Genomic DNA, 25,025 nt, shown 5'->3' on the forward strand with positions numbered 1-25,025 from the left:
TGATCTGCGATGTCCATGACCTTCAGCCAGTGGCTGTCCCACAGTGCAGATGCCGAGTTCGAGTCCTTCGTCCGGACGCGACGCGACCTCCTCCAACCCGAGTCCCCGACGATGGCGGCCCTGGCCGCGGCCGCGTCCTCACGCATAGGGGTCTCCCGTGGCATCGAAGCCCTCGACGCGGGCACGCTCGAGGTCTTCATCGCCTTGGCCAAGGCGGCCCGGACGACGCCGGAGATCGAGGTCGCGGGCATTGCGCATATCGATCCTGCCCTCGCCGAGGCGGCCGTGCCCCGACTGCGCGACCTCGGCCTGGCATGGCCGGCCGGTGGGGACGGGGACGGTGCTGGGTCGGCGGGATCTGCTGAGTCTGCTGGGTCTGCTGGGTCTGCGGTTGCGGGCGTGTGGAAGATCCAGTCCGAGGCCATCACCCTGCTGCCGACCTCGGCAGCCGAATCCTCCCGGGCCCATCCGTGGCAGATCGATGAGTCGTCGATCGATTCGAGCACGGCCACGATCGGCCAACCGCTCATCCACAACAGCGAACAGGCCGCCGTGGCTGAAGTCATCTCATCTCTGCGCGGGCTCGTCGATGAGCTCGCTGCCTCCCCGATCTCCCGGCTGACCAGCGGCGGCATCTCGAAACGCGATGTCTCCCGACTCGCCCGCACCCTCGAACTGGGTCTCGAGCAGACGATCACCCTGCTGCAGGCGGCGAAATCGCTCCACCTCATCGGAGTCCTCGACGATGCGCTCGACCCGCAGTGGACGGCGGCCGATGATGCCGATTCCGCCCTCGCCGGTGATCGTGCCGACCTGTGGGCGGGCCTGGTCGGGGCCTGGCTGCGCGACCTGCTCGATGTCACTCAGCTGGCGGCCGGCGCAAGCGAGAACGAACGGCTGACCGTGCTCGCCGCCCCGAAGAAGTCCCTGTTCAAGGGGTACGGGCTGTCGGTGCCGGCGATGCCGCTGCTGCGTTTCGCCGTGCTCTCGGTCCTGCACGACATCGGCCTGGGTACGGCACGGTCGGCAGGGTGGATCCATGCCGAGGTGCTGCGTCGTCATCCGCTGCTGCCGGCTCACGAGTTCGCGATGACCGAAGCCGTTCTCCACACGTGCGTCACCGTGGGGCTGGCGACGACACCGCTGCAGCAGCCGGATCATTTCGGACCGAGCCGGTTCGGTCTCCGCCTGGCCGCCGGATTGGATCGGGCGATGGCCGAGCACGCCGTACAGGACCCCTCGATCCTGCCCCTGGGCGTGTCCGTCGAGGCCCTGACCGTACCCGGCGACGTCATCGCCGCGGTCACCGAGGGGCTCGGCGCCGAGGTCGATACGGTGCTCATCCAGTCCGATCTCACCGCCGTGGCCACCGGCCCGATCGAACCGCGGGTCCACAATATTCTGCGCAAGTACGCCGTCGTCGAGGCGCGCGGCCAGGGCACCGTCTATCGCATCGACGCCGAGACCATCGAGGACACGATGCAGGCCGGGCTCACCCCGGAGGAGGCGTTGGCCGAACTCGCCGAGATCAGTGCCGAAGAGCTGCCGTCGACGCTGGAGTTCCTCGTGCAGAACACGGCTTCGAAGCTGCGGAGGGTGCGGGTGGCCGGTGCCCGGTCGGTGCTCATCGTCGACGATCCGGTCGACCTCGATGTCATCCTCTCCGATCAGGCGATGATGCCCGCCGGACTCGAACGTCTGGCCCCGACCGTGGCGATCGCCCAACTGGGCCCGGAGCGGACGATGCATCTGCTCGAGGCCTCCGATCATCACGCTCTGCTGCATTCGGCGGCCGGCCCCGTGCGCAAACGCCGGGTGATCACCGAATCGGAACCCGAGGTCAGCGTCAGGCGACGTCCCCGGGTCAGTGACGGCCACCTCGGCGAATATATTCGGATCCTGCGGTCCGCACCCGCAACGGCCGCACCGGTGAGCACGGATGAGCCTCTGGGTCATATGGACCGACTGCGGGAAGCGGCGGAGACGAAGCAGCGCGTGCTCATTCGGATCGCGGATTCCCACGGCAAGGAGCGGACGATCGAGATGCTGCCGGCCACCCTCAACGCCGGCCGCGTCCGCGGAGTGGTGACGACCACCGGCGCCGAGGCGTCCCTGTCCGTCGCCCGCATCGTCTCCGTCACCCCCTCCCCCTAATTGCTACCTGACGGGGGCCCAGCAACCTGGCGCCAGGTTGCTGGGCCCCCGTCAGGTAGCTCGGAGCGGGAACAATCGGGGTGATGGACGTGTTGTGTCCTCTGGTGTCATCACACTTCGGGAAAGGAATTATTGAATGAATGGTCCGTTGATCGTGCAGTCCGATCGGACTGTGCTGCTCGAATCGGGACATCCGCAGGCCGTCGAGGCGGCCGTGGCGATCGCCCCGTTCGCGCAGCTGTCGCGGACCCCGGAGTACATCCACACCTATGAGATCACTCCGCTGGGACTGTGGAACGCGCGCGCCAGCGGCCATGATGCCGAATCCGTCGTCGATGTGCTCCTCGAATTCGCGAAGTATCCGGTCCCGCATGAGCTCCTCGTCGACATCGTCGACATCATGGACCGGTTCGGTGTGCTCACCCTCATCGACCACCCGATCCACGGACTGACCCTGACCTCGACGGAGACGGGACTGCTAGATGAGCTCGTCGGTCAGCCCGACCTCGCCGGCAAGTTCGGCAAACGCATCGATGCCGAATCCGTCCTCGTCCACCCCTCCGAGCGCGGCGAACTCAAGCACGCACTGCTGCAGCTGGGGCACCCGGTGTCCGACCACGCCGGCTATGTCGACGGCGAAGCCCACGAGATTCCACTGTCCGACGATGCTCACGGCGGTCAATGGCATCTGCGCGACTATCAGAGGCAGGCGATCGACCAGTCGCTGTCCGGTGAGTCCGGGGTCGTCGTTCTGCCGTGCGGGGCCGGGAAGACGGTCGTCGGCGTCGCCACCATGTCGCGGGTGCAGACGACGACGCTCATCCTCGTGACGAACTCGGTCTCGGCGAAGCAGTGGAAGGACGAGATCCTGCGCCGCACCACCCTGACCGAAGACGAGGTCGGCGAATATTCGGGATCGACGAAGGAGATCCGCCCGATCACCATCGCCACCTATCAGGTGCTCACCACCCGGAGGAAGGGCTCGTACCTCCACCTCGAACTCCTCGACGCCAAGGACTGGGGCCTGGTCATCTACGACGAGGTGCACCTCCTGCCGGCGCCGATCTTCCGGCTGACCGCAAGCCTGCAGGCGCGTCGTCGCCTCGGCCTGACCGCAACTCTGGTGCGCGAGGACGGACGCGAGGACGAGGTGTTCTCCCTCATCGGACCCAAGCAGTACGAAGTGCCGTGGAAGGAGCTCGAACGGCTCGGGTATATCGCCTCGGCGGCCTGTCATGAAGTCCGCGTCCGCCTCGACGGCGGAACCCGAACTGCGTATGCCCGCGCCGACGGCGAGGACCGATACCGGCTGGCGGCGACGTCGGATGCGAAGCTGCCGATCGTGTCCGAACTCGTCGCCGATCATCCGGATGCGCAGATCCTCGTCATCGGTCAGTATCTCGATCAGCTCGAGGAGATCGGAGCCGAACTCGGTGCGCCCGTGCTCACCGGGCAGACCCCTGAATCGGTGCGCCAGGAGCTCTTCCGCGAGTTCCGGTCCGGGGAGATCCCCGTGCTCGTGGTCTCGAAGGTCGCGAACTTCTCCGTGGATCTGCCGGCCGCCTCGGTGGCGATCCAGGTCTCCGGAGCCTTCGGATCCCGGCAGGAGGAGGCCCAGCGCCTCGGGCGGATTCTGCGCCCGAAGGAAGACCAGGGGTCGGCCACGTTCTACACGGTCGTCGCCGCCGACACCGTCGATGAGCACTTCGCCGCCCAGCGCCGCCGCTTCCTCACCGAACAGGGCTACAGCTACAGCATCGAAGTCCGCTGACTCCCCTCAATTGCTACCTGACGGGGGCCCAGCAACCTGGCGCGAGGTTGCTGGGCCCCCGTCAGGTAGTAATGAGGGTGTCTGCGTCGGAGGTGACGACGACCTCGCGGCGGGCGACGCGGTGGGCGAGGCGGGATTCGCCCCACTTGATGAAGCCGACGCCGCCGAGGATGAAGACTCCGCCAAAGAGCTGGATCGGGGCAGGCATCTCGAAGAGGACCAGCCAGGCGACGATGACGGAGAACGGGACCTCAACGAGGTTGACGAACGATCCGACCGTCGCCCCGACATAGCGCAGACCGAGGATCCCGGTGATGTACGCGCCGACGGTGAAGACGACGATCATCGCCATCGGCACGACCCACGACATCGGCACCCCACCGAAGTCGACGTCCGCAGTCACAGCGTTCCACGGCATGACCCCGACGAGCACGATGACCGACATCGCCAGCGCCCCGATGCCCATGCCCAGACCGGTCAGCGCGACCGGAGGGATCGTGATCGTGTCCTTCGCCGAGACGAGGAAGTAGCTGGCCAGGCAGACCGCTGCGGCCATGGCCATGACCACGCCGAGAATGCTGATCGACGATCCGCGCAGGTTGAGCACGAGCAGGAGCCCGATCATCGAGACGACGACCCCGATGAACGTCACCGTCGCCGGCCGCGTCCGTGTCCGCGCCCAGATCCAGAAGACGATGAGCATCGGCGCAGTCATCTCCAGCAGCAGCGCCACGGCCACGGTGAGGTGTTCGACGGCGACGAAGTAGAACCCCTGAACGCCGGCCATCGAGACCAGGCCGTAGGTGACAACGGTGCGCCAGTGCGTGAGCACTTCGCCCCAGCGTCCGCGCAGGGCAATGAGGGTGGGGATGAGCAGCAGGACCGCGGATCCGGCCAGGCGGATGAGCACCACCGCGCCCGGCGTCCACCCGACCTGGTACATCGTCTTCGCGATCGGCCCCGACACCGCGAAGAAGAATGCGGAGGCAAGAGTGAGCAGGAACCCTGCGACGATGGTGCGATTCATTCTTGACCTCCTGATGTGGTGAAACGGTGAGTGGCGCACGAGGACAGACGTCCCCGAGGTGGTGGTGCGGTGTTGAGTCGATGGTGCGGTGACGGATCATTCCCTCGCCGAGGCGACCCGACGATGGTCAGATCCCCTCACCGAGGTGGCCCGACGTCGACATCGGCGTGACCGATTCGTCGTTCTGCCGGGTCTGCACATCGTCGGGTCGAGCAGCGCCTCGGCATGCCCTGCGAGATGTCCGATTTCAGTATCGACCTGGGAACTGAAATGGGTCAAGTGCATTTTGGTCCTTACATGCTGTGGCAGAATGGTATTCACCATGGCCTTCATCTACGACATTCGCGCGAACCTCACGATGCTCGTCGACCTCCTCAACACCTCCGGCGACATCACCGATGGCGGCGACGAGCTGACGACGACCGCGAAACTCCGCGAGTTCGCGGCCCGGCACGACTTCTCCGGCCCCTTGACCGCCACCAAAAGCGATGTCGATGAGACCCTCGAACTGCGCCGCAGATTCGCCGCAGCCCTGGATGCGAGCATCGATGCCGAGACCGCCGACGAGTTCGAAGCGGGCACGATCGCCGTCGTCGATGAGATCAATCTCACACTGAGTGACTCGGGGTCTGTGCCGCAACTGGTCAAACACGACCACTGGGACTGGCACCTGCACGCCACCGGCGCTCACGCCAGCCTGGCCGACCGAGTTGCCGCCGATGTCGCCCTGGTCCTCATCGACCTCATCCGCTCCGGAGACCTCGACCGACTGGGTCGCTGCGCCGCCGAGGACTGCCGCGCCTACCTCGCTGACTTCAGCCGCAATCGCTCGAAGCGCTTCTGCGATACCGGCAGCTGCGCCACCCGCACTCACGTCGCGGCCTTCCGCGCCCGCCACTCCGACGCCGACTCCCACAACTGACCCGAGGAGCCGCCCATGTCACTTCAACCCTTGCGCATCACCGCCGGACGCAAGCTCGCCGCCGGCCTTGCCGGCATCATCACCATGTCGGCCACACTCACGTCGGGCTTCGCCGCTTCGGTGCTCACCTTCCGCCCCGGCCCCGCGGATCCGCTCAGCCAGAAACTTCTCTTCGGCACCCTCGCCATCGTCGTAGCCATAATCTCTGTCGCCGTCAGCTTTCTGCTCGTGCGTGCAGCACTCGGCCGCATCCGCACCGGCGGCAGCCTGTCTCGATTCTTCCGATATCAATTGGCGGCATTCGGAGTCGGCGGAGGACTCGGCCTCGGCTTCCTCCCTGCTATGACCGGTGCAGCGCCGATCTGGTGGGTGATTTCGATAGCCGCCGGCGTCGGACTCATCGCCGTTTCCCTGCTCGCCTTCCGCAAGGCCCGCTATCCAATTCTCAGCCGTCCCCCGTATCCACACATCGGTTTGGCCGAAGGCCGCGTCATCGGCGACTGGTCCGCAGCACATACGAGAGGCCCGAGCCTGACCGTTGTCCATTTCGTCGACGACAAGGGGCGGGAGCGGTGGGTCCGTCACCTCGTTCAGCAGAGCCCGTCGCTGCGGGGAACCGTCGGCCAGGTGGTCTATGACCGGCATCGCCCCGAAAGAGTCCAACGTTTCGCCGTCACCCAACAGCTCTTCGATATCCGTCCGCCCCGCGAGATCCGGGAGAATCCGGCACCTCAACCACGCACCATCTACCCGATGCCTCCCGGCTCTCGCCCGCCGCGACCGCGCTGAGCTGATCCCACCGCCCGAACAGAACTCGCCAACACCCACACCCGCCTCGGCGAGTATTTCTGAACACAAACTGATCGCAGCCGCATATTTCACTGAAATCAGGTTTTCGTTCCTGAGAACGACAGCCCGACCCGGAGTCCAAAACGACTTTCCTGATAGTTTTTCAGTGACGCAAATCACATTCGCATTCAGCTAATCTTCAGCTGACTCCCAGAAAAGGGTCTCAGACTGGATTCATGACTACAGCACAGAACGACATCGACATCGAAGCCACCCTGCTCGTTGTCGATGATGAGCCCAATATCCGCGAACTCCTGTCCACCAGTCTCCGCTTCGCCGGCTTCGACGTCGTCTCCGCTGCCAACGGGGCCGAGGCGCTGCGCCTGGCCGAGCAGACCGACATCGACCTCCTCGTCCTCGACGTCATGCTCCCGGACATGGACGGCTTCACCGTCACCCGCCGTCTGCGCCAGATCGGCATGAACGCCCCCGTCGTATTCCTCACCGCCCGTGATGACACCTCGGACAAGATCACGGGACTGACCGTCGGCGGCGACGACTACGTGACGAAGCCCTTCAGCCTCGAAGAGGTCGTCGCCCGCATCCGCGCCGTCCTCCGCCGCACCCGCAATCTCGAGGACGAAGAGAACGCCGTCATCGTGGCGGGCGACCTCGAACTCGACGACGACACCCATGAGGTCCGCCGCTCCGGCATCCTCATCGACCTCTCCCCCACCGAATTCAAGCTGCTGCGCTACCTCATGCTCAACACGAACCGCGTCCTGTCGAAGTCGCAGATCCTCGACCATGTGTGGGAGTACGACTTCGGCGGTGACACCGGAATCGTCGAGTCCTATATCTCCTACCTGCGCCGCAAGATCGACGTCACCCCGGAGACGGATGCCGCCGGCCACCCCGTCGAGATGGAGTGGACGCCGATGATCCAGACCAAGCGCGGGGTCGGCTACATGCTGCGCACACCGGAATCCAAGTAGTCGTCCGTGCAAGGGCGATAGATTACATACGTGCCGATAGAATCCCGTCCCTCCCGTCCCTCCCGTCCCGGCTTCTGGGAAGAATGGTCTCTGACCACCAAGCTGCTGGCCATCATGATGCTGCTCATGCTGCTCGTGCTCACGGGGACGAGCGCGTGGGTATTGGAGAACCTGCGCGACAGCCTCGTCCAGCGCACCGATGAGCGACTCATCAGCGCCTCGGAGACCCTGGCGAAGCAGGCCTACCAAGACGTGTTCCAACCGGCCGAACTCCAGTCCGGGGACGATGACGCCGAGGAGGCGCCGTCGTCGACGACGATCGATTCGAATTCCTGGGATCAGCTCAAGAGCCTGCTGCCGGGAGGGTTCTATGTGCAGTTCTACGACACGAACGGGGACCCGATCCGCGACCCCGTCGCTCCGGAGCCGCAGAACCATCCGATCCTGCCGAAGATCGATGAGAAGGAAGTCTATTCCCGCGGCGGCGAGCCCTTCACCGTCGCCGGAACGAGTTCGCAGTGGCGGGCGCGGGCGATGAAAGTGAAGAACACCGACGTGCTCGTGTCCATCGCGGTGCCCTTCGACCGCGAGGTCGACAACATCAACGAACGGGCACGGAACACGATGATCGGCATCGGCCTGCTGGCCCTGGCGATGGTCGCCGGAGTCGGCTATTGGGCGATCAACAACACGTTCCGACCGCTGCGCGATATCGAGAAGACCGCATCCCGCATCGCCGCCGGCGACCTGTCCCAACGTGTGCCAAGCTATCCGCGCAACACGGAGCTCGGGCGTCTGTCGGCGGCGCTGAATACGATGCTCGGACGCATCGAGGACTCCTTCGACGGGCAGACCCGGTCGGAAAAGCGCATCCGCCAGTTCGTCTCCGATGCCTCCCACGAGCTGCGTACTCCCCTGGTCACGATCCGCGGATATGCGGAGCTGTACCGGCAGGGTGCGATCACGAAGTCCGATGACATCGCCAACGCGATGGAGCGGATGGAGTCCGAGGCCAAGCGCATGGGCGTCCTCGTCGACGATCTCGTCGTCCTCGCCCGCCTCGACGAGCAGCGTGCCGCCGAGATCGGTCCGATCGACCTCCACAAGGTCGTCCGCGATGCCGCCGCCGATGCCGCGGCACAGGCCCCGGACCGCGATATCAGCTTCATCGGACTCGATGGTGAGGATGCTCAGCCGGTGCCGATGATCCGCGGTTCCGAGTCGAAGATCCGCCAGGTCATCGTCAACCTCGCCGGCAATGCCGTTCGCCATACGCCCGAGCACACCGCAATCGAATTCGCCGTCGGCGTCGTCGGCCTCCCCGAACAGGTCGACCCGGACTCTGCGGACACCGGCGAGATCCGTGAGGGCGGCACTCGCGGTCACAACGGTCGAAACGGTGGGAAGAACGGCGCGAAGGACAAACTGCGTGAGCGCGGGTTCGTCACCGGTGGAGTCCGGATATTCCGCCGAGGCGACTCTGCCGGAAACGATCAAGCCGACACCCAGCCCACCCCGCCGACCGGACCTCAGCCCGGGGAACAGACAGACCCACAGGGCACTGCGCAGACGGACCTGCCGACCGGTCCGGAACCCGACCAGCAGTCGAAGGATCGGGCCGAGGGCTCCGAGGCGGCCAACATCGTCCCCGACGTCACCGCCGCCGGATCGATCACGGTCGATGAGTCGCTGCGCGGATTCCCCAACGGCCGGGTCCGCTTCGAGGTCAGGGATCATGGCGACGGCATCGACCCCGAGGTGGTTCCGCGCATCTTCGAGCGCTTCTACCGTCTCGATGTGTCCCGGACCAGGGACACCGGCGGTTCGGGGCTCGGGCTGTCGATCGTCAAGGCGATCGTGGAGAACCACCATGGTGCGATCTCCGTCCACGAAACTCCGGGCGGCGGTGCGACGTTCCGCATCGACCTGCCCATCTCCGACAACGGCGACACCACTGCGGACACGCGAAAGGATGAGCGATGAACGAGAACAACGACTCCCAGGATCCGAATGAGGTGTCCCGCAGCGCCCGATCGGACGATCAGACTCCGCGCCCGTCGGCGAATCAGCACAGCGGTTCCGCCGCCGAGGGGCGTCGCAGCCCATCGGCCGGGGGCTACCGCGGGTCCGGTGCCGAGGTTCCGCGCACCTTCCCCTCCCAGTCCAACGGCCCTGCCCGGGTCAGTCCACCGGTCGCACCCCCGCAAAGGCGCCCGGATGTGCCGCCGACTCAGGCACAGAACCCTGTGGACGGTTCCCCTCACCGAGGAGGCTCCCCCTCCCAGCCGTCCTCCCCCTACCAGCCCGGTAGGCAGCAGGCCGGGCAGGCCGGCGGGCAACAGCCCGGCCAGCCAACCGGTCAGCCGGGGCAGACGGGCCAGATGGGTCAGCAGGGACGGCCCCAGCAGGCGTCGCCGTATCCACCGAACGGACAGCAGTTCTCTCCGTATCAGCCGGGCAGCCAACAGCAGACAGGTCAGCCGGGTTACCAAGGGCCTCAGAGCGCGCAGGGCAATTCCGGCGACCAGTCGCAGCCGGGTCGGCAGAATGTCCAGCCGATTCAGCCTCAGCACCACCCCGCGTACGGTCAGCCTCAGCAGGACGAGTCCCAGTCGTATCTGGGGCAGCAGAACGGTCCAGGCCAGCAGAACACTCCGGGCCAGCCGACCGGTTCCAACTCCTCTACCGCGGTGCCCGTGCCGGGACCCTATTCTTCGGAATTCGCGGCCGTCGGTTCACCGCCCGGACCGGGAGGACCGGCAGGACCCGGTGGGCCGATCGGACCCGGTGGGCCGGTCGGACCTGGCAGGCAGGGCGGACCGGACGGGTTCGGTCCGTACGGAGCTCAGCAGCCGCCACGGCGAGAGAAGAAGGGACCCGGTTGGGGTGCGACGATCGCGATCGGCCTGGTGGCCGCCCTCCTCGGTGGGGCTCTCGCGTTCGGCGGGAACTATGCGCTCTCGTCGCTGCAGGAAGATGAGCCGCGCAAGGTCGCCGAGGAGACGATCGAGACCCCGGACTGGACGCAGGTCGCCGAGAAGACCTCGGAGAGCGTGATGTCGATCCAGGTCGGCACTCGGGGTCAGGTCCAGGGGCTCGGCTCGGGTGCACTGTACGACGATCAGGGCCACGTCATCACGAACAACCACGTCGTCGCACCGGCGGACACCCCCGACGGCGAGATCGCCGTGACCATGAAGAACGGTGAGACGACGGAGGCGAAGATCGTCGGCCGTGATCCGTCGACCGATATCGCCATCATCAAGCTCGAGCAGGTCCCGGACGGTGTGAAACCGCTGGTCATCGGTGATTCGAAGAAGCTGACCGTAGGCGACCCGGTGATGGCCCTGGGCAATCCCCTGGGTCTGGCCAACACCGTCACCACCGGCATCGTCTCCGCGCTCGACCGTCCGGTGTCGACGGAGAACATCGGTGAGGATGCGTCCTCGCAGGAGAAGGAGCTGACGATCACGAATGCTATCCAGACGGATGCGGCGATCAACCCCGGCAACTCGGGTGGACCGCTGGTCAACGGCGATGGCGAGTTCATCGGCGTGAACTCGGCGGCGGCTTCGCTGAGTCAGGGCGAGGGAGGACAGTCCGGATCGATCGGCATCGGGTTCGCGATCCCCGCGAACCAGGCCGTGATGATCGCCGATCAGCTCATCTCCTCCGGCAAGGCCCAGCATCCGTTCCTCGGCATCACCCTCACCGACGGGCACATCAACAGCGGCGGGATCAGCCGCGGCAGCGCCAAGGTGCAGTCCGTGGCCAGCGGATCCCCCGCTGCCAAGGCCGGAATCAAAGACGGAGACGACATCATCGAGGTGGCCGGAACCAAGGTCAACAACGCCATCGCCCTGCGCGCCCTCGTCCGCGCGCAGCCGGTGAACACTCCGGTCGAGGTCACCGTTGTCCGCGGAGGGAAGGAACAGAAGCTCGACGTCACGCTCGTGCTGCAGTAGCTCCGCGACTCACGCGTCAGAACCTGGGGACACTGCCGCGACTGAGCCGCCTGGAGGGTGTGGACAGCCGAACGCTGTCCACACCCTCTTTCCGTGCCCTTCCGCTCTTCGGCCACGGGCGTCGACGCTGAAGTGGTCTCGCCCGACCGTGGCGGGTCGATCCTGACCAAGAGGAGTGATGATGAGTTTCGAAGTCGACGCCGAACGCGTCCAGTCCGCCGCCACCGCCGCTGCGAACACCTCCCGCAATCTCGTGTCCGAATCCGACACGATGATGCGCAATCTGCTCGCCCTCCAGGAATGCTGGCGCGGCAGCGCGGCACAGAACTTCCAAGCCGTGGTCAACCAGTGGGAGCGCGCGCAGAAGCAGCTCATGGAATCGCTCAACTCCGTCCATGGTGCACTCCACACGGCCGCCCGGCAGTACTCCGAAGTCGAGGCGGCGAACTCGCGGCTCTTCGCCCCCTGATCCGATCGAGTCCCATCCGCCAAGGGTCACAGGCCCCGGTCGCGTATCCCCCGAGATGCCGCGGCCGGGATCTGTCTGTTCTCGTAGTCGGCGTCTGGCAAACTATCAGCCTTTCTCAGTAGACTTGAGAACGATAGTTCGCGGCGGTGTTGGCCAAGAATCTCCGGACCGGGGTGAATCGGGTTGGCAGCGTCGGGTCAAACCAATGCAGGAGTCGACTACGGATGAGTATCTTCCAACGGATCGCGACGATCTTCGGTGCCAAGGCCAACAAAGCTCTGGACAAGGCCGAGAACCCCAACGAAACCCTTGACTATTCGTACCAGAAGCAGTTGGAGCTGCTGCAGAAGGTCCGTCGTGGTGTTGCCGATGTCGCCACCAGCCGCAAGCGCCTCGAGCTGCAGATGAACCAGCTCGAACAGCAGCAGAACAAGCTCTCCGGTCAGGCCGAGAAGGCCATGCAGATCGGTCGTGAGGATCTCGCCCGTGAGGCTCTGACCCGCAAGTCCGGGCTGACCCAGCAGATCACCGACCTGCAGACCCAGCACGAAGGACTGCAGGGTGAGGAGCAGAAGCTCACCCTCGCCTCGCAGCGCCTGCAGGCCAAGGTCGACGCCTTCCGGACGAAGAAGGAGACGCTGAAGGCCACGTACAACGCCGCCGATGCACAGTCCAAGATCGGCGAGGCGTTCTCGGGCATCTCGGAAGAGCTCGGCGACGTCGGACTCGCCGTCCAGCGCGCTGAGGACAAGACTGCGAATCTGCAGGCGCGCGCCGGGGCCGTCGACGAGCTTCTCGCCTCAGGAGCCCTCGACGATGTGACGGGAACCCAGAAGGACGACATCACCGCCCAGCTCGACTCCCTCTCCAGCGAAAATGATGTCGAGATGGAACTCCAGCGGATGCGCGAGTCGCTGCCTGCCGGCTCCGAGGCGAAGGACCAGAAGTCGCTCGAAGGTGAGGATCAGCAGTGATCATCCGCATCATGGGCGAAGGTCAGTTCGACGTCGCCGACGTCGACCAGGACCTGCTGCAGAAATATGACAACCAGGTCGAAGACGCCGTCAATGCCGGAGACGAGGAAGCAGTGCGGACCGCGCTGACGTCCCTGCACGACTACGTCACGGCCAACGGCCAGCCGGTCGCCGATGACTACCTCGGGTCCTCCGATGTCGTCATTCCGTTCGCCGACGCCACCCTGGCCGAGATCGCCGAACTGCTCACCGGCGAGGGTTTCATCCCCGACCCGGCCTGAAACCACAGAGTACCGAAATGCACCCGGCCCATTGTCTTCGACAGTGGGCCGGTTCTGCCACTGCCAGAGAGGAACCACGATGAAGAATCGCTTCGTCAAAGACAACGGACTGACCATGCGGATGGGATGGACGATCTTCCTCAACGGCCTCATCTATGTCGTGCTCATCCTCGCGATCTGGTGGACCATCGGGCAGAGCGTCGGCGGAGTCATCGTCGCCGTCCTCATCAGCGCCGGCGCGTTCTTCTTCCAGTGGTACTTCTCCGACAAGATCGCCATGCGTGCGATGGGCGGCCGGGAGGTCTCCCCCGAGGAGGCTCCGGAGCTGCATACGATCGTCGACCGGCTCTGCCAGCTGGCCGATGCGCCGAAACCCCGCGTGGCCGTCTCGAATTCTCCGATCCCCAATGCCTTCGCCACCGGTCGTTCCCCCGAGCGCTCGGTGGTGTGCGTGACCCGTGGTCTGCTCGAGAAGCTCGACCGCGATGAGGTCGAGGTCGTCCTCGCCCACGAGCTCTCCCACGTTGCCCACCGGGACGTGACCGTGATGACCGTCGCCGGCGTCACTGGAGTCGTCGCCGCGCTGATGATGCGCGCCGGGTACTACATGAGCTTCGGACGGTCGAACAACAATAACAACGGCATTCCGATCCAGCTGCTGTTCATCCTCGTCGGAGCCGTCGTCTACGGGCTCTCGTTCGTCCTCATCCGCGCGCTGTCGCGATATCGTGAACTGGCCGCCGACCGTGCCGCAGCCATCCTCACCGGCGCACCGTCGACCCTGGCCTCGGCGCTGACGAAGCTGAGCGGGGACATGGCCAAGATCCCGGAGAAGGACCTGCGGTCGTCCGCCTCGGCGAATCACCTGGCTCTCATCCCCGCCATCAGCGGAAAGGCCGCATTCGGCCAGCTCTTCTCCACCCACCCCTCGCTCGAGAAGCGCCTGGATCAGCTGGCGAAGATCTCCGCTCAGCTCTCCCGGCCAGAGTGAGCACCCACCGCACCCTTTGAACTGCGCACCACCGAATTAGGAGCTCCATGGGATTCTTCGACGCACTGCTCGGCCGGTCCAAGCCGAAACGGGCCAACCTCGACGACCTCTTCGCCCTGGCGCCGGCGGCGCTGACGCTGCAGGCGGCGACCGGCTTCACTCCCACGGGCGTCGGAGCCGTCGCGTTCCGCCAGGTCGAGGGTGCCGCGTTCCAGTCCGCCGAGTCCGAAAGCGTCGCCCTCATCGGTTCCGACCCGGCTGCCTCGGTGCGGCAGGAGAACGACGGCTTCGGGTTCACCTGGCAGGTCGTGGCCGATGGGAATGCCGAGGTGGTCAACCTCGTCACGAACATCCACGCCGTGAACTCTGCGCTGGTCAATCAGGGTTTCGACACGATGCTGCTGTGCACGACCGTGTACTTCGTCCATCCCGATGGGCGTCGGATGGCGTTGGTCTATCAGTACAAGCGCGGCACCTTCTACCCGTTCGTGCAGTCAGGACCGAAGCAGCGGGACAACCCCCTGGAGATCCAGGTCAAGGGCGTTCTCTCCGGCGAGCTGCCGTTCGAGGAGGACACGTCGAACTGGTCGGCGCTGTGGGACGCCCCGGGCATGACCGACACCCCGGGTGCTCCCGCGCTGCAGTAGGCATGTCAGTCGTGGCGGCAGAAATGTCAGCCCAGACAGACGAGTGGAGGGCGTCCCCGCGGGGACGCCCTCCACTCGTATCTGAGACTGTCAGCCTTCTTCGGCGGCCACCTCGATGACTTCGCCGAGGGCTTCGATGCGGTCGCCGGGACGGATCGTGGCACCACGGCGGGTCTCGACCTCGCCGTTGACGCTGACCTCGCCGTCGGCGATCATGTCCTTGGCCATGGCGCCGTGTTCGGCGATTCCGTGGAGTTTGAGCAGCTGGCCGAGTCTGATCGACTCGCCGCGGATCTCGATCGTGTCCATCAGAAGATGTCTCCGAATCCGTCGAACAAGCCGCCGTCACCGCCGTCGCCTCCGAAGAAGCCGCCGCCATCACCGCCGCCGATGTCTCCACCGGCGTCGCCCATGTCGCCTCCGTAGGCACCGTCCCAGCCGCCGCCCATTCCGCCGAACATCATGGCACCCATGAGGACGCCGGGCAGCAGGCCCGAACCGGCATAGGAGTTGAAGTAGCCGCGGTTGTATTCGGCGTAGGCCGGTCCGGCCTCCCAGTAGGCGCGACGGGTGTGTCCGTCTCCGGTCACGACCTTGCGCACCAGCGGATCGGCGCCGACAGCGACGCGTTCGGCGTCGGCGGCGCATACGGGCACGGGGCGCAGCTGACCGCCGGCCGGAGCCCAGTCGATGTCTTCGACCGAGGGTCCGTGCTGGGGGTTGAAGAAGCAGGGCGGACGACGCACCGGCAGGGGTTTGCCTTCGACCCGGGCGCGAACGCACTTGGCGGCGTAACGGCCGTCTTCGAGCGCCTCGGTGACGTGGCGGATGTCAGCGGGTTCGGAGACCTTCTCGATCGTCTCCTTGGCGACGTCGTACGAGTCGAGCGCCTGCTTGTAGTCCTGCGCTCCGCCCGTATCGAGGTCGACTCCCGCGGTGATGACGTCGAGTTCGGCGACTTCTTCGCCGTATGAGGTGACGTCCTCTTCAGCGGTCTTCTTCACCTGCTGAAGTTCGGCGGCGTGCAATTCCTGCTGCCGCTTCTTCTCCTTGCGGTGGCCGATAAAGAAGACGGCCCCGAGAACTACGAGCAGCAACAGAAATACTTCAGTCACGATCCATGCCTCCCAGGCTAGCTTTGTCCTCGAACAGTATGCCCGATGAAACTGACAGGCGTCTGAACCTGTGCCCCACATCTGCTCAGTTCCAGGCGATCGGCGACGCAGTCGCAGGCCATCGATGACAGCTCAATCCCAGGCCATCGACGACGGCGCAGTCGCAGGCGCTCAGCATCCGGTGAGCGCCTGTCATGCGGCACCGTCGCTCGCCCCCGTGCGCGATCGCCTCAGACGAGCGCCAGGAGGCCCTTGACCAAGGCCGCGATTCCGCCGCCGAAGGCGAGGACGAGCATCCCGATCCGCGCGATGCCCACGTCGATGTGACGGGCCAGCCGATCACCGCCGACAAGGCCTGCCACGAGGACGAGACCGAGCCCGATCCAGACTCCGAACTCCAGATGCGGCCAGGCCCCTCCGTGGACGATCACCTTCGTCACCACCGCCGAGGCGGTCCCGACGACGAGGAAGGGCTGCAGAGTGGCCGCGAACGACCGCTGTTCCCAATTCGTCAGCACAGCGTAGGCGCTCACCGCCGGTCCCCCGGCGCCGGCTGCCGCCGACATCGCCCCGGAGAAGAGCCCCGCCGTCATCCGTGTGCCGAGGTTCGCGGGGATTGATCGGCCCAGCTTTCCCAAGGTCAGCGAGCTGATGAGGGAGACGATGATGAGTGCGCCGATGAGGATCTGCAGCGGTGGGGTGGGCATCGACGACGAGAGAAGCGCGCCGGGGACGGTGCCGATCACCGCGCCCAAGGCAAGATGTCGGAACGGCGGCCATTCCACCTCGGCGAAGGTGCGGACGAAGACGGAGAATGAGGCGACGATTCCGCAGATGTTGACGAGGATGACGCCGCTGAACGGATCGAGGAGGAGCACGAGGAAGGGACCGCTGACGAGGCCGAATCCCATCCCGGTGACGCGTTGGGACAATGCGCCGAGGAACACGGCGAAGAAGATGAGCACGACGACGGGTTCCACGCGGTCGAGTCTAGTCCAGCCCGATTCCCGGCTGATCCTCAGTCTCACCGCTGACCGCGGGGTTAGAGTATTCACCATGAACGCCAGTGACCTCTGGTCGAGGTTCAGCGCAGATCCGCGATCGTATGGGCAGGTCCGGGCATCGGATGCCGATCGCGCGGTCGTCAGTGATGTCCTCTCCGAAGCCTATGCCCGCGGCCAGCTCGACGCCGACGAGTTCGACGAACGCACCGAGGCTGCCGCGAAGATCAAAACGCTCGGTGAAGTCCCAGTACTGATCGAGGACCTCGTCCTCACTGATCCTGCAGAGACCGAACCCAGCCAGCTCGATGATGCGGGGCGCGCACAGGCGTTGGCCCGCCTCGCGGAAGATCGGGTGCCGATCACGCCGGAGCAGATCGATGCTGCGGCGCAGAAGTACTACCGGGATCGGGTGCGCCAGTCACTGCTCGGTGCCGTCGCGGGTCCGGTCGGGATCGTGCTGGCGATCTGGGCGATCACGTCGATCGCACGAGGCGAGTTCATCTTCTTCTGGCCGATCTTCGTCATCGTGCCCATGCTGTTCGGCGGGTTGGGGCGCATCGCGCACAAGGACGAGATCATCCGCAATCGGAAGAAGGAGCTCACGCGTCGGGCCCGGGCGCACCTCGGCGATGCCGAGGCCCAACGACAGCTCGACGACGGCGAGCCTCCCGAACGAGATTATGAAGCCGACTTCGGTACGGGCTTGCAGCCGCCGCATCCGTCCCACCCGCCGTACTCTCCCGGGCAGAATTCCCGCCGCGATGAGAGGGACCAGGGCCGGGGGCAGCGCCGTCATCACCGCGACAACCCCTGGGACTGAGCGCTGACGTCCACGGTCGGTTCCGTTCTGAATTGGCTCAGGTTGGTTCGGTTATAGCTCATTCCCGACCTGTCCAGTTCCGGCTCAGGCCTGGAAGATCCTCATCTGGCCGAACGCCTGCGCCTTGTGCGTGGTGAACCACATGGTGTGGGAGAAGTGCTTCAGGTCGTCGCCGTCCGCCTCGGCCTGCCAGTATCCCCACGCCGCAGCGGCCTTGCCGTGAGTGATCGCCGCTTCGAGGTGACCGACCTCGGGCGAATGCGCGCACAGCTGCAGCAGTGCCTCGACGACGGCTTCCCGGCCCGTGTGGGTCTCGACGTCGGAGGGGTGGACGATCTGGAGGACGCAGTCGTCGGCTATCGCCTCGGTCAGCGCGTCTCGGTCGCCGTTGAAGAGATCGTCTTCGAACGTTGCGACGAAGACATTCTTCGGACTGTTTCCGCAGGCATCGGTGCCGGTGAAGGTCATAGGCCCAGCCTATGCGGGTGGAGGATCCAGAACAACGGGTCGGCGGGCCGCCTCGGCGAAGATGGTCGCCGACTCACGACGGGCGGACACGTCCGCCTGAACGATCTGACCGTGGGGCCGGGACCCGGGAGCCCGGGCGCGAAAACGGCCGTGCCGGCGCCCTTGCGGGCACCGGCACGGCCGATCGAACGAGCGGTGGCTATCAGAAGCCCATGCCGCCCATTCCACCCATGCCGTCCATGCCGGCAGCTGCGTCTGCACCTGCGGGGGCCTTTTCGGGCTTGTCGGCGACGACCGACTCGGTGGTGAGGAACAGACCGGCGATCGAGGCGGCGTTCTGCAGGGCAGAGCGGGTCACCTTGACCGGGTCGTTGATGCCGGCGGCCAGCAGATCCTCGTAGTCACCAGTTGCGGCGTTGAGACCGAATCCGGCTTCGAGGTTCGCGACCTTGTCGGCAACCACACCGGCTTCGAGGCCGGCGTTCGTGGCGATCTGCTTCAGCGGGGCTTCGATGGCAACCTTGACGATGTTGGCACCGGTGGCCTCGTCTCCGGAGAGTGCGAGGTCCGCGAATGCGGCCTTGCCCGCCTGGATGAGCGAGACGCCGCCACCGGCGACGATTCCCTCTTCCACAGCAGCCTTGGCGTTGCGCACGGCATCTTCGATGCGGTGCTTGGTTTCCTTGAGCTCAACCTCGGTGGCGGCTCCGGCCTTGATCACTGCAACACCGCCGGCCAGCTTGGCCAGACGTTCCTGCAGTTTCTCACGGTCGTAGTCGGAGTCCGAGTTCTCGATCTCGGCGCGGATCTGAGCGACCCGTCCGGCGATCTCCTCGGCGTCTCCTGCGCCCTCGACGATGGTGGTCTCGTCCTTGGTGATGACGACCTTGCGGGCGGTGCCCAGCAGGTCGGTGGTCACGCTGTCGAGCTTGAGCCCGACTTCCTCGGACACGACCTGGCCACCGGTGAGGATGGCGATGTCGGCGAGCTGAGCCTTGCGACGGTCACCGAAGCCCGGAGCCTTGACGGCCACGGACTTGAAGGTGCCCTTGAGCTTGTTCAGCACCAGGACGGCCAGGGCTTCGCCCTCGACGTCTTCGGCGATGATGAACAGCGGCTTGTTGGACTGCTGAACCTTCTCGAGGACGGGCAGCAGGTCCTTCACGTTCGAGATCTTGGAGTTGACGATGAGGATGTAGGGATCCTCAAGGACAGCTTCCTGGCGATCGGTGTCGGTGACGAAGTAACCGGAGATGTAGCCCTTGTCGAAGCGCATACCCTCGGTCAGTTCGAGTTCGAGTCCGAAGGTGTTGGACTCCTCGACGGTGACGACGCCTTCCTTGCCGACCTTGTCGATGGCCTCGGCGATCAGTTCACCGATGGCGGGATCTCCGGCGGAGATGCCTGCGGTGGCGGCGATCTGTTCCTTGGTCTCGATGTCGATGGCGTTGTTCAGCAGGACATTCGTGACGGCCTCAACGGCCTTCTCGATGCCGCGCTTGAGGCTGAGCGGATCAGCACCGGCTGCCACGTTGCGCAGGCCTTCGCGGACGAGAGCCTGTGCGAGCACGGTAGCGGTGGTGGTTCCGTCGCCTGCGACGTCGTCGGTCTTCTTGGCAACTTCCTTGACGAGCTCGGCGCCGATCTTCTCGTAGGGGTCCTCGAGTTCGATCTCCTTGGCAATGGAGACACCATCGTTGGTGATGGTCGGTGCGCCCCACTGCTTTTCGAGCACGACATTGCGACCGCGGGGTCCAAGGGTCACCTTGACCGCGTCCGCAAGCTGGTTGAGGCCAGCTTCGAGTCCTCGACGAGCTTCTTCGTCGAATGCAATCATCTTTGCCATAGTGGCTTAGATCCTCCCTGATGGAGTGGAGTGGGAATCCAGAGCAGTCATCAACGCCCGCGACGGCAGAGAGTGTGTCCGCATGTTCCATTCCACATATGGACCACGCTCTCGAGACGACTGGTGGGAACCCATCGGTTTTCACCAGTACTAGATTTAGCACTCTCCCCATGCGAGTGCAAATATTCATTGCCTGCCATGACGGGCACGCGGGGGGTGCGAGCCACGAGTTCTGGGCGCCGGAGGAAGGCGCAGAGGTCATTTCGGCCCAGCGCGAAACGCCCTGCAGCCCCGAGCAGTTCGCATGAACGGCTTCAAGATTCATACGAGGTGACCTTGAGCGGCGCATATGAATTTCGAAGCCGCGGGCACTGAAAAGCGCCGAACAGTTGCCTGCTCGGCGCTTCCCCCGTGCAGTTGGTGCCGGTTGGCCCGAAGGCCGTTCCGACCACCCGCCGCAGCGGATCAGAAAACTGTGCTGACAGCAGCCAGTCTCAGAGGAGGGTGACGGACTCCGCCTGAGGACCCTTTTGTCCTTCTCCCACTTCGAACTGAACCTGCTGGCCCTCTTCGAGAGAGCGGTAGCCGTCCATCTGGATTGCGCTCCAGTGAACGAACACGTCCTGGTTGTCGCCTTCGAGGGTGATGAATCCGTAGCCCTTTTCAGCGTTGAACCACTTGACGGTACCTTGTGCCATTACTTCTCCATACAGTGCAGTGCCATTGAAATCCCGCATCGCAGCCGCTATCAGATGACCACACCTGAGATACGGAAGCTAGTAAAACTCAACTGACCCCGCGACTTCTCTCATTGACCTCTAGAGAATTATCTCGGTGAAGCACGAATAGAACACAAGGTGCTGTGCTTGCCTAGCTGTTGCAACTCTACCGCAGGCGCGCATCCCACCTCGAGCGGTTCAGCACTGTTATAGATTCGTTATCTAAGGGTTTCTGTCCTGTTCACTGCGGGGATCGCTAAGAATGGAATCAGACCGTTCGGTCAGAAATTCGCCGAGGTGGCCGACCGTCCCATCCCCGACCGCAACCGAGGCGGCCGACCGCCCCGCCCCGACCGCAACCGAGGCGTCCTGCCGACTCATGACGGGCTCGCAGCCACATCGGTCGAGGCCGAACCGATCCGGCCGACGCAGTCACATTGCCGCGCGGCCGAATCGCTTCGGATCACTCCGAGTCCCCGCCTGCGCTGGGCTCGGGTCCGCGATCGGCGATGTCCGAGCAGATGACGACGGTGATATCGGCTTCGAAGTCGGACGAGGCCTCCGTGGCCGAGACTCCCAACGATTCGGCGACGAGCTTGGCCTGCGAGGCGTTCTCCTCGCCGTTGTAGTACACGGTCGAAACGGTGAGTGCGGTCGAGTAGTTTCCGACCTCGCCGAGCGTCCAGCCTTTCTCTTCGACCGCCTCGGAGAACTTCTTCGCGGCGCCGGAGACGCCGGAGCCGTTGAGGACGTCGACGGTGATCGAGTCGTCTGCGACGCTGACCTCGCTCTCACTCGGTGAGGGTTCGGCCGATGCCGATTCGGACGCCGGAGGATCGGCGATCTTCGATTCGGGGTTGCCCATCGAGGAGAAGATGATGTTGATGGCGGCCACGACCAGCAGGACCGCGACCAGGGCGAGGATGATGACCAGCGAGATGGCACCGACGTTCGACGACGCCGCGGATTCCTGTCGATGGGCACCGCTGCGCCGGCCGGGCTCGATCTCGTCGAATTCGTCGGTCATGTCTACCTCGAGACGCGGGCTTGGGCGCGTTCGCTCTGCCGCGTGCTGCGGATTCGGCGAAGGCGCTTGACCAGCATGGGGTCGCTGGCCAGTGCTGCAGGGTTGTCGAGAAGCGAGTTCAGTATCTGGAAGTAGCTGGTGGCGGACATGTCGAAGCGCTCACGGATCGCGTGATCCTTGGCTCCACCGTATTTCCACCACCGCCGCTCGAATTCCAAAACGGCCACCTCGAGCTCGCTCAGTTCTGAGGTGTCGTCATTCGGCGGCATAGATGTTGTGCTCCTTCGAGAGGTGTCTGTGCTTCTATATTATCGCCCGAACGACGGTACCGAAATTTCCGGCGCGCCGCCGCGGATGTGAGGTCGGTCCCCGAACGGCCCACGTCAGCCCCGCACCAACCGCATCACCCCGCCGCATGACACCGGATCGGTGACCGTGACGACGGGGTGAAGGGAACGACCTCCGCCGAGGCGGGGCCGCCTCGGCGGATCGAGTGACCCGATCTCGAGGATCGGACCGACCCCACATCCGACCGAGAGTGCGGGGCCGCCTCGGCGGAATCGGATCAGCGGATGCGGATGTTGACCTGCTTGATCTGGGTGAAGCCCTCGAGCATGCCTTCCAGCGAAGCCTCGCGTCCGAAACCGGAGGTCTTCATGCCGCCGTAGGACTGTCCGGCCAGCTGACCGCCGCCCTGGTTGACCTGGACCCAGCCGGATTCGATCCGGTTGGCCATGGTCAGGGCCGCGTCGACGTCCTTGGTGAAGACGAAGGCCGCGAGACCGAAGTCGGAGTCGTTGGCCATGTCGATGACCTCGTCGATGTCCTTCCACGGGATGACCGAGAGGACGGGGCCGAAGATCTCTTCGCGGCTGGTCTGCCAGTCGTTCTTCGCCTTCGAGAAGATCACCGGTGCGTGGTAGAAGCCGGGCTCGCCGACTTCCAGCGAATCGGAGCCGTCATAGGCGATCTCGACGCCGTCCATCGACTTGCCCATCTCGATGTAGCCGGCGACCTGGTCGTACTGCTTCTCATTGATGATGCAGCCGATGTCGGTGTACTCATCGCGGGGGTCACCGACCTTCATCTTCGACACCGCGTCGACGAGCTTGGCCAGGAAGTCATCGTAGATGTCCTCGTGGAGGAACAGGCGCGAACCCATCGTGCACGACTGCCCCTGGCGGGCGAAGCGGGTCGAGAGCAGCACCTGCTCGAGGGTGTCGTCGTCGTTCGAGTCCGGGAAGATGATGTTCGGGGACTTGCCGCCGAGCTCCATCGACGAATGCGCGAGACGGCCGCCGGCCACCTCGGCGACGTGTCGGCCGACGCTCGTCGATCCGGTGAATGAGACCTTGTCGACGTCCGGGTGGACGTTGAGAGCCTCACCGATGACCGACCCCTTGCCGGTGACGACGTTGAGCACGCCAGCAGGCAGGATGTCGGCGATGATCTCGGCCATCTTGAGGATGGTCAGCGGCGCATCCTCGGCGCATTTGAGGACGATCGTGTTGCCCGCGGCGATCGCGGCCGGTGTCTTGAAGGCGGCGATCATCAGCGGCGAGTTCCACGGCAGAATGCCGGCGACGACGCCCAGCGGCACGCGCTTGGTGTACTGGAGCTGCTTGTCTCCGGCGGGCAGGGTGTTGCCCTTGACCTCACCGGCGACGCCGCCCATGTAGCGGAACAGGTCGGCCAGGATGATCGTCTCCGGGCGAGCCTGGGTGCGGATCGCGTTGCCGGTGTCGAGAGCGGTCAGCTGGGCGAGCTCCTCCGAGGCGGCGTCGAGAGCATCGGCGCAGGCGAGAAGCTTCTTCTGGCGTTCCTTGAACGGCAGGGCCGCCCACTCGGGGAACGCCTTCCGTGCGGCCTGGACGGCGCGGTCGGCGTCGGCCTCTTTGCCGTTGGGCACCGTGGCGATGACGACGTTGCGGTCGATCGGGGTGATGAGATCGGTGGTGTCGCCGTCAGCGGCGTCGACCCACTGACCGCCGATGAGCATCTTCCAGTTCTTGGCCTCTGGGAATTCCGACATTTCGGTCCTTTCGTTCAACGATGAACTCCTTAGGCCGAGCATAACGCGTGGCACTGGGCGGCAATACACCCGTTCGATAGGCGATCGCGCACACCCGATCTGCGCTCGGTGCACATGCGCGCAGTGCCTGGGCCGAGGCAGCGCTGACGTTGTCGTCGGCCTCGCGGAGGCGGCGCTGACGGTTGCCATCGGCCTCCCCGAGGCGGCGCTGCCGATGTCGTCGACCTCCCCGAGGCGGCTCCGTCGTCCCAGCGCGACTCCTGCGGCCGGGCATCGCTACACTCGTGCCCATGACGTCGACGCCTCTGCTGACCGAGATCATGTCCCCCGATTGGGCGAGTGCCCTGGCCGGAGTGGAGGAGCGGATCCACTCGATGGGCGACTTCCTTCGCGGCGAGATCGCTGCCGGCCGCTCCTACCTGCCCTCCGGGGATTTCGTCTTCCGCTCCTTCGCCGAGCCGCTGTCCGAGGTCAAGGTCCTCATCGTCGGTCAGGATCCTTACCCGACGCCCGGCCACGCCATCGGACTGTCGTTCGCCGTCGACCCCGATGTGCGACCCCTGCCGCGGTCGCTGGGCAACATCTATCAGGAGCTCGAGTCCGACCTCGGCATTTCGCCGGCTCCGCACGGAGATCTGCGTGCCTGGTCACGCCAGGGAGTCATGCTGCTCAACCGCGCCCTCACCGTCTCCCCCGGCGAACCCGCATCCCACCGCGGCAAGGGGTGGGAGGAGATCACGGAACGGGCGATCACAGCGCTGATCGAACGCGATCAGCCGCTCGTCGCCATCCTCTGGGGCCGCGATGCCAGGAACCTCGCTCCCCTGCTGACCTCAGGAACCGCCGAGGTGGCCATCATCGAATCCGCACATCCCTCGCCCCTGTCGGCCCGCCGAGGATTCTTCGGCTCCCATCCATTCTCGCGCACGAACGAGCTGCTCGCTCAGAAGGGCATCGACCCGATCGATTGGGCGCTGCCGGATCAGGGGTGAGTCCGGATCAGGGCTGA

The 25,025-nt window shown here is 65.2% G+C and carries 24 protein-coding genes; 14 read left to right on the forward strand and 10 right to left on the reverse strand.

Annotation, left to right across the window (positions count from 1 at the left end; genetic code table 11):
- The first annotated feature begins 9 nt into the window (after window positions 1-9).
- Together BLIN9172_RS08055 and BLIN9172_RS08060 are read left to right on the forward strand one after the other, a co-directional pair.
- Window positions 10-2,154, forward strand: coding sequence for a helicase-associated domain-containing protein (locus tag BLIN9172_RS08055; protein ID WP_101554603.1), 2,145 nt, complete (start codon window positions 10-12; stop codon window positions 2,152-2,154).
- Window positions 2,155-2,290: 136 nt separating this feature from the next.
- Window positions 2,291-3,925 carry a DNA repair helicase XPB gene (locus BLIN9172_RS08060; RefSeq protein WP_101554604.1) on the forward strand — a complete coding sequence of 545 codons (1,635 nt, stop codon included), beginning with the start codon at window positions 2,291-2,293 and terminating at the stop codon, window positions 3,923-3,925.
- Between the two features lie 61 nt (window positions 3,926-3,986).
- Here BLIN9172_RS08060 and BLIN9172_RS08065 read toward each other — a convergent pair whose 3' ends face one another.
- Window positions 3,987-4,952, reverse strand: coding sequence for an EamA family transporter (locus BLIN9172_RS08065; protein WP_101554605.1), 966 nt, complete (start codon window positions 4,950-4,952; stop codon window positions 3,987-3,989).
- 310 nt (window positions 4,953-5,262) lie between these two features.
- On the opposite strand from BLIN9172_RS08065, the gene BLIN9172_RS08070 reads away from it, so the two are divergent.
- The 10 genes from BLIN9172_RS08070 (at window position 5,263) to pspAB (ending at window position 14,985) form a co-directional block, all read left to right on the forward strand.
- Window positions 5,263-5,874 (forward strand): CGNR zinc finger domain-containing protein, encoded by a 612-nt coding sequence (locus BLIN9172_RS08070; RefSeq protein ID WP_240812177.1) that lies wholly within the window; start codon window positions 5,263-5,265, stop codon window positions 5,872-5,874.
- Window positions 5,875-5,889: 15 nt separating this feature from the next.
- Entirely contained in the window at window positions 5,890-6,663 is a 774-nt protein-coding gene (locus BLIN9172_RS08075; RefSeq protein ID WP_101554607.1) for a hypothetical protein, read from the forward strand.
- A gap of 236 nt (window positions 6,664-6,899) precedes the next feature.
- Complete coding sequence (locus BLIN9172_RS08080; protein WP_025780466.1) at window positions 6,900-7,658, forward strand: response regulator transcription factor; 759 nt, start codon at window positions 6,900-6,902, stop codon at window positions 7,656-7,658.
- A gap of 117 nt (window positions 7,659-7,775) precedes the next feature.
- On the forward strand, window positions 7,776-9,641 hold the full coding sequence (locus BLIN9172_RS18725) for a HAMP domain-containing sensor histidine kinase (protein ID WP_308297950.1): 1,866 nt from the start codon (window positions 7,776-7,778) through the stop codon (window positions 9,639-9,641).
- Window positions 9,638-11,623, forward strand: coding sequence for a trypsin-like peptidase domain-containing protein (locus BLIN9172_RS18730; RefSeq protein ID WP_145997939.1), 1,986 nt, complete (start codon window positions 9,638-9,640; stop codon window positions 11,621-11,623). Before BLIN9172_RS18725 ends, BLIN9172_RS18730 begins: the two co-directional genes overlap by 4 nt.
- Before the next feature lie 181 nt (window positions 11,624-11,804).
- Complete coding sequence (locus BLIN9172_RS08095; RefSeq protein ID WP_035321190.1) at window positions 11,805-12,092, forward strand: WXG100 family type VII secretion target; 288 nt, start codon at window positions 11,805-11,807, stop codon at window positions 12,090-12,092.
- A 224-nt stretch (window positions 12,093-12,316) separates the two neighbouring features.
- Window positions 12,317-13,066, forward strand: coding sequence for a PspA/IM30 family protein (locus BLIN9172_RS08100; RefSeq protein ID WP_101554609.1), 750 nt, complete (start codon window positions 12,317-12,319; stop codon window positions 13,064-13,066).
- Complete coding sequence (gene pspAA, locus BLIN9172_RS08105; RefSeq protein ID WP_025780459.1) at window positions 13,063-13,347, forward strand: PspA-associated protein PspAA; 285 nt, start codon at window positions 13,063-13,065, stop codon at window positions 13,345-13,347. The genes BLIN9172_RS08100 and pspAA overlap by 4 nt, the downstream gene beginning before the upstream one ends.
- Window positions 13,348-13,426: 79 nt before the next feature.
- A complete protein-coding gene (gene htpX, locus BLIN9172_RS08110) occupies window positions 13,427-14,338 on the forward strand; it encodes a zinc metalloprotease HtpX (RefSeq protein ID WP_101554610.1) in 912 nt (303 codons plus the stop codon).
- A gap of 47 nt (window positions 14,339-14,385) precedes the next feature.
- Window positions 14,386-14,985, forward strand: coding sequence for a PspA-associated protein PspAB (gene pspAB / locus BLIN9172_RS08115; protein ID WP_101554611.1), 600 nt, complete (start codon window positions 14,386-14,388; stop codon window positions 14,983-14,985).
- A gap of 90 nt (window positions 14,986-15,075) precedes the next feature.
- On the opposite strand, the gene BLIN9172_RS08120 is transcribed toward pspAB, so the two are convergent.
- The 3 genes from BLIN9172_RS08120 to BLIN9172_RS08130 all read right to left on the reverse strand — a co-directional run bounded on the left by BLIN9172_RS08120 (window position 15,076) and on the right by BLIN9172_RS08130 (window position 17,080).
- The gene (locus BLIN9172_RS08120) at window positions 15,076-15,294 is read right to left on the reverse strand and encodes an RNA-binding S4 domain-containing protein (RefSeq protein WP_025780455.1); all 219 of its coding nucleotides are present in this window, start codon (window positions 15,292-15,294) and stop codon (window positions 15,076-15,078) included.
- Window positions 15,294-16,100 (reverse strand): hypothetical protein, encoded by an 807-nt coding sequence (locus BLIN9172_RS08125; protein ID WP_101554612.1) that lies wholly within the window; start codon window positions 16,098-16,100, stop codon window positions 15,294-15,296. Before BLIN9172_RS08125 ends, BLIN9172_RS08120 begins: the two co-directional genes overlap by 1 nt.
- 230 nt (window positions 16,101-16,330) lie before the next feature.
- Complete coding sequence (locus BLIN9172_RS08130; protein WP_101554613.1) at window positions 16,331-17,080, reverse strand: sulfite exporter TauE/SafE family protein; 750 nt, start codon at window positions 17,078-17,080, stop codon at window positions 16,331-16,333.
- Between the two features lie 76 nt (window positions 17,081-17,156).
- Between BLIN9172_RS08130 and BLIN9172_RS08135 the strand changes: the two genes are divergently transcribed.
- Window positions 17,157-17,924 carry a DUF1707 SHOCT-like domain-containing protein gene (locus tag BLIN9172_RS08135; protein ID WP_101554614.1) on the forward strand — a complete coding sequence of 256 codons (768 nt, stop codon included), beginning with the start codon at window positions 17,157-17,159 and terminating at the stop codon, window positions 17,922-17,924.
- 84 nt (window positions 17,925-18,008) lie between these two features.
- Here BLIN9172_RS08135 and BLIN9172_RS08140 read toward each other — a convergent pair whose 3' ends face one another.
- The 6 genes from BLIN9172_RS08140 to BLIN9172_RS08165 form a co-directional block, all read right to left on the reverse strand.
- On the reverse strand, window positions 18,009-18,392 hold the full coding sequence (locus BLIN9172_RS08140) for a nuclear transport factor 2-like protein (RefSeq protein WP_101554615.1): 384 nt from the start codon (window positions 18,390-18,392) through the stop codon (window positions 18,009-18,011).
- Window positions 18,393-18,594: 202 nt separating this feature from the next.
- The gene (gene groL / locus BLIN9172_RS08145; protein ID WP_025780449.1) at window positions 18,595-20,238 is read right to left on the reverse strand and encodes a chaperonin GroEL; all 1,644 of its coding nucleotides are present in this window, start codon (window positions 20,236-20,238) and stop codon (window positions 18,595-18,597) included.
- Window positions 20,239-20,732: 494 nt separating this feature from the next.
- Window positions 20,733-20,936 carry a cold-shock protein gene (locus BLIN9172_RS08150; RefSeq protein WP_025780447.1) on the reverse strand — a complete coding sequence of 68 codons (204 nt, stop codon included), beginning with the start codon at window positions 20,934-20,936 and terminating at the stop codon, window positions 20,733-20,735.
- Window positions 20,937-21,420: 484 nt separating this feature from the next.
- A complete protein-coding gene (locus tag BLIN9172_RS08155) occupies window positions 21,421-21,984 on the reverse strand; it encodes a LytR C-terminal domain-containing protein (RefSeq protein WP_101554616.1) in 564 nt (187 codons plus the stop codon).
- A 2-nt stretch (window positions 21,985-21,986) separates the two neighbouring features.
- Window positions 21,987-22,253: a DUF3263 domain-containing protein gene (locus tag BLIN9172_RS08160; RefSeq protein ID WP_025780444.1), complete on the reverse strand. Its 267-nt coding sequence runs from the start codon at window positions 22,251-22,253 to the stop codon at window positions 21,987-21,989.
- A gap of 296 nt (window positions 22,254-22,549) precedes the next feature.
- Window positions 22,550-24,016: an aldehyde dehydrogenase family protein gene (locus BLIN9172_RS08165; protein ID WP_101554617.1), complete on the reverse strand. Its 1,467-nt coding sequence runs from the start codon at window positions 24,014-24,016 to the stop codon at window positions 22,550-22,552.
- Between the two features lie 290 nt (window positions 24,017-24,306).
- Here BLIN9172_RS08165 and BLIN9172_RS08170 point away from each other — a divergent pair, with 290 nt between their 5' ends.
- Window positions 24,307-25,008 carry a uracil-DNA glycosylase gene (locus tag BLIN9172_RS08170; protein ID WP_101554618.1) on the forward strand — a complete coding sequence of 234 codons (702 nt, stop codon included), beginning with the start codon at window positions 24,307-24,309 and terminating at the stop codon, window positions 25,006-25,008.
- Window positions 25,009-25,025 lie beyond the last annotated feature (17 nt).

Source organism: Brevibacterium linens ATCC 9172 (genome assembly GCF_900169165.1).
GTDB classification, from domain to species: Bacteria; Actinomycetota; Actinomycetes; order Actinomycetales; family Brevibacteriaceae; genus Brevibacterium; species Brevibacterium linens.

What these genes read in the sequence shown, in the direction of transcription:
- BLIN9172_RS08055 (WP_101554603.1), top strand. Translation starts at nt 10, where the DNA reads ATGTCCATGACCTTCAGCCAGTGGCTGTCCCACAGTGCAGATGCCGAG.
- BLIN9172_RS08060 (WP_101554604.1), top strand. Translation starts at nt 2,291, where the DNA reads ATGAATGGTCCGTTGATCGTGCAGTCCGATCGGACTGTGCTGCTCGAA.
- BLIN9172_RS08065 (WP_101554605.1), bottom strand. Translation starts at nt 4,952, where the DNA reads ATGAATCGCACCATCGTCGCAGGGTTCCTGCTCACTCTTGCCTCCGCA.
- BLIN9172_RS08070 (WP_240812177.1), top strand. Translation starts at nt 5,263, where the DNA reads ATGGTATTCACCATGGCCTTCATCTACGACATTCGCGCGAACCTCACG.
- BLIN9172_RS08075 (WP_101554607.1), top strand. Translation starts at nt 5,890, where the DNA reads ATGTCACTTCAACCCTTGCGCATCACCGCCGGACGCAAGCTCGCCGCC.
- BLIN9172_RS08080 (WP_025780466.1), top strand. Translation starts at nt 6,900, where the DNA reads ATGACTACAGCACAGAACGACATCGACATCGAAGCCACCCTGCTCGTT.
- BLIN9172_RS18725 (WP_308297950.1), top strand. Translation starts at nt 7,776, where the DNA reads ATGCTGCTCATGCTGCTCGTGCTCACGGGGACGAGCGCGTGGGTATTG.
- BLIN9172_RS18730 (WP_145997939.1), top strand. Translation starts at nt 9,638, where the DNA reads ATGAACGAGAACAACGACTCCCAGGATCCGAATGAGGTGTCCCGCAGC.
- BLIN9172_RS08095 (WP_035321190.1), top strand. Translation starts at nt 11,805, where the DNA reads ATGAGTTTCGAAGTCGACGCCGAACGCGTCCAGTCCGCCGCCACCGCC.
- BLIN9172_RS08100 (WP_101554609.1), top strand. Translation starts at nt 12,317, where the DNA reads ATGAGTATCTTCCAACGGATCGCGACGATCTTCGGTGCCAAGGCCAAC.
- htpX (WP_101554610.1), top strand. Translation starts at nt 13,427, where the DNA reads ATGAAGAATCGCTTCGTCAAAGACAACGGACTGACCATGCGGATGGGA.
- pspAB (WP_101554611.1), top strand. Translation starts at nt 14,386, where the DNA reads ATGGGATTCTTCGACGCACTGCTCGGCCGGTCCAAGCCGAAACGGGCC.
- BLIN9172_RS08120 (WP_025780455.1), bottom strand. Translation starts at nt 15,294, where the DNA reads ATGGACACGATCGAGATCCGCGGCGAGTCGATCAGACTCGGCCAGCTG.
- BLIN9172_RS08135 (WP_101554614.1), top strand. Translation starts at nt 17,157, where the DNA reads ATGAACGCCAGTGACCTCTGGTCGAGGTTCAGCGCAGATCCGCGATCG.
- BLIN9172_RS08140 (WP_101554615.1), bottom strand. Translation starts at nt 18,392, where the DNA reads ATGACCTTCACCGGCACCGATGCCTGCGGAAACAGTCCGAAGAATGTC.
- groL (WP_025780449.1), bottom strand. Translation starts at nt 20,238, where the DNA reads ATGGCAAAGATGATTGCATTCGACGAAGAAGCTCGTCGAGGACTCGAA.
- BLIN9172_RS08150 (WP_025780447.1), bottom strand. Translation starts at nt 20,936, where the DNA reads ATGGCACAAGGTACCGTCAAGTGGTTCAACGCTGAAAAGGGCTACGGA.
- BLIN9172_RS08155 (WP_101554616.1), bottom strand. Translation starts at nt 21,984, where the DNA reads ATGACCGACGAATTCGACGAGATCGAGCCCGGCCGGCGCAGCGGTGCC.
- BLIN9172_RS08160 (WP_025780444.1), bottom strand. Translation starts at nt 22,253, where the DNA reads ATGCCGCCGAATGACGACACCTCAGAACTGAGCGAGCTCGAGGTGGCC.
- BLIN9172_RS08165 (WP_101554617.1), bottom strand. Translation starts at nt 24,016, where the DNA reads ATGTCGGAATTCCCAGAGGCCAAGAACTGGAAGATGCTCATCGGCGGT.
- BLIN9172_RS08170 (WP_101554618.1), top strand. Translation starts at nt 24,307, where the DNA reads ATGACGTCGACGCCTCTGCTGACCGAGATCATGTCCCCCGATTGGGCG.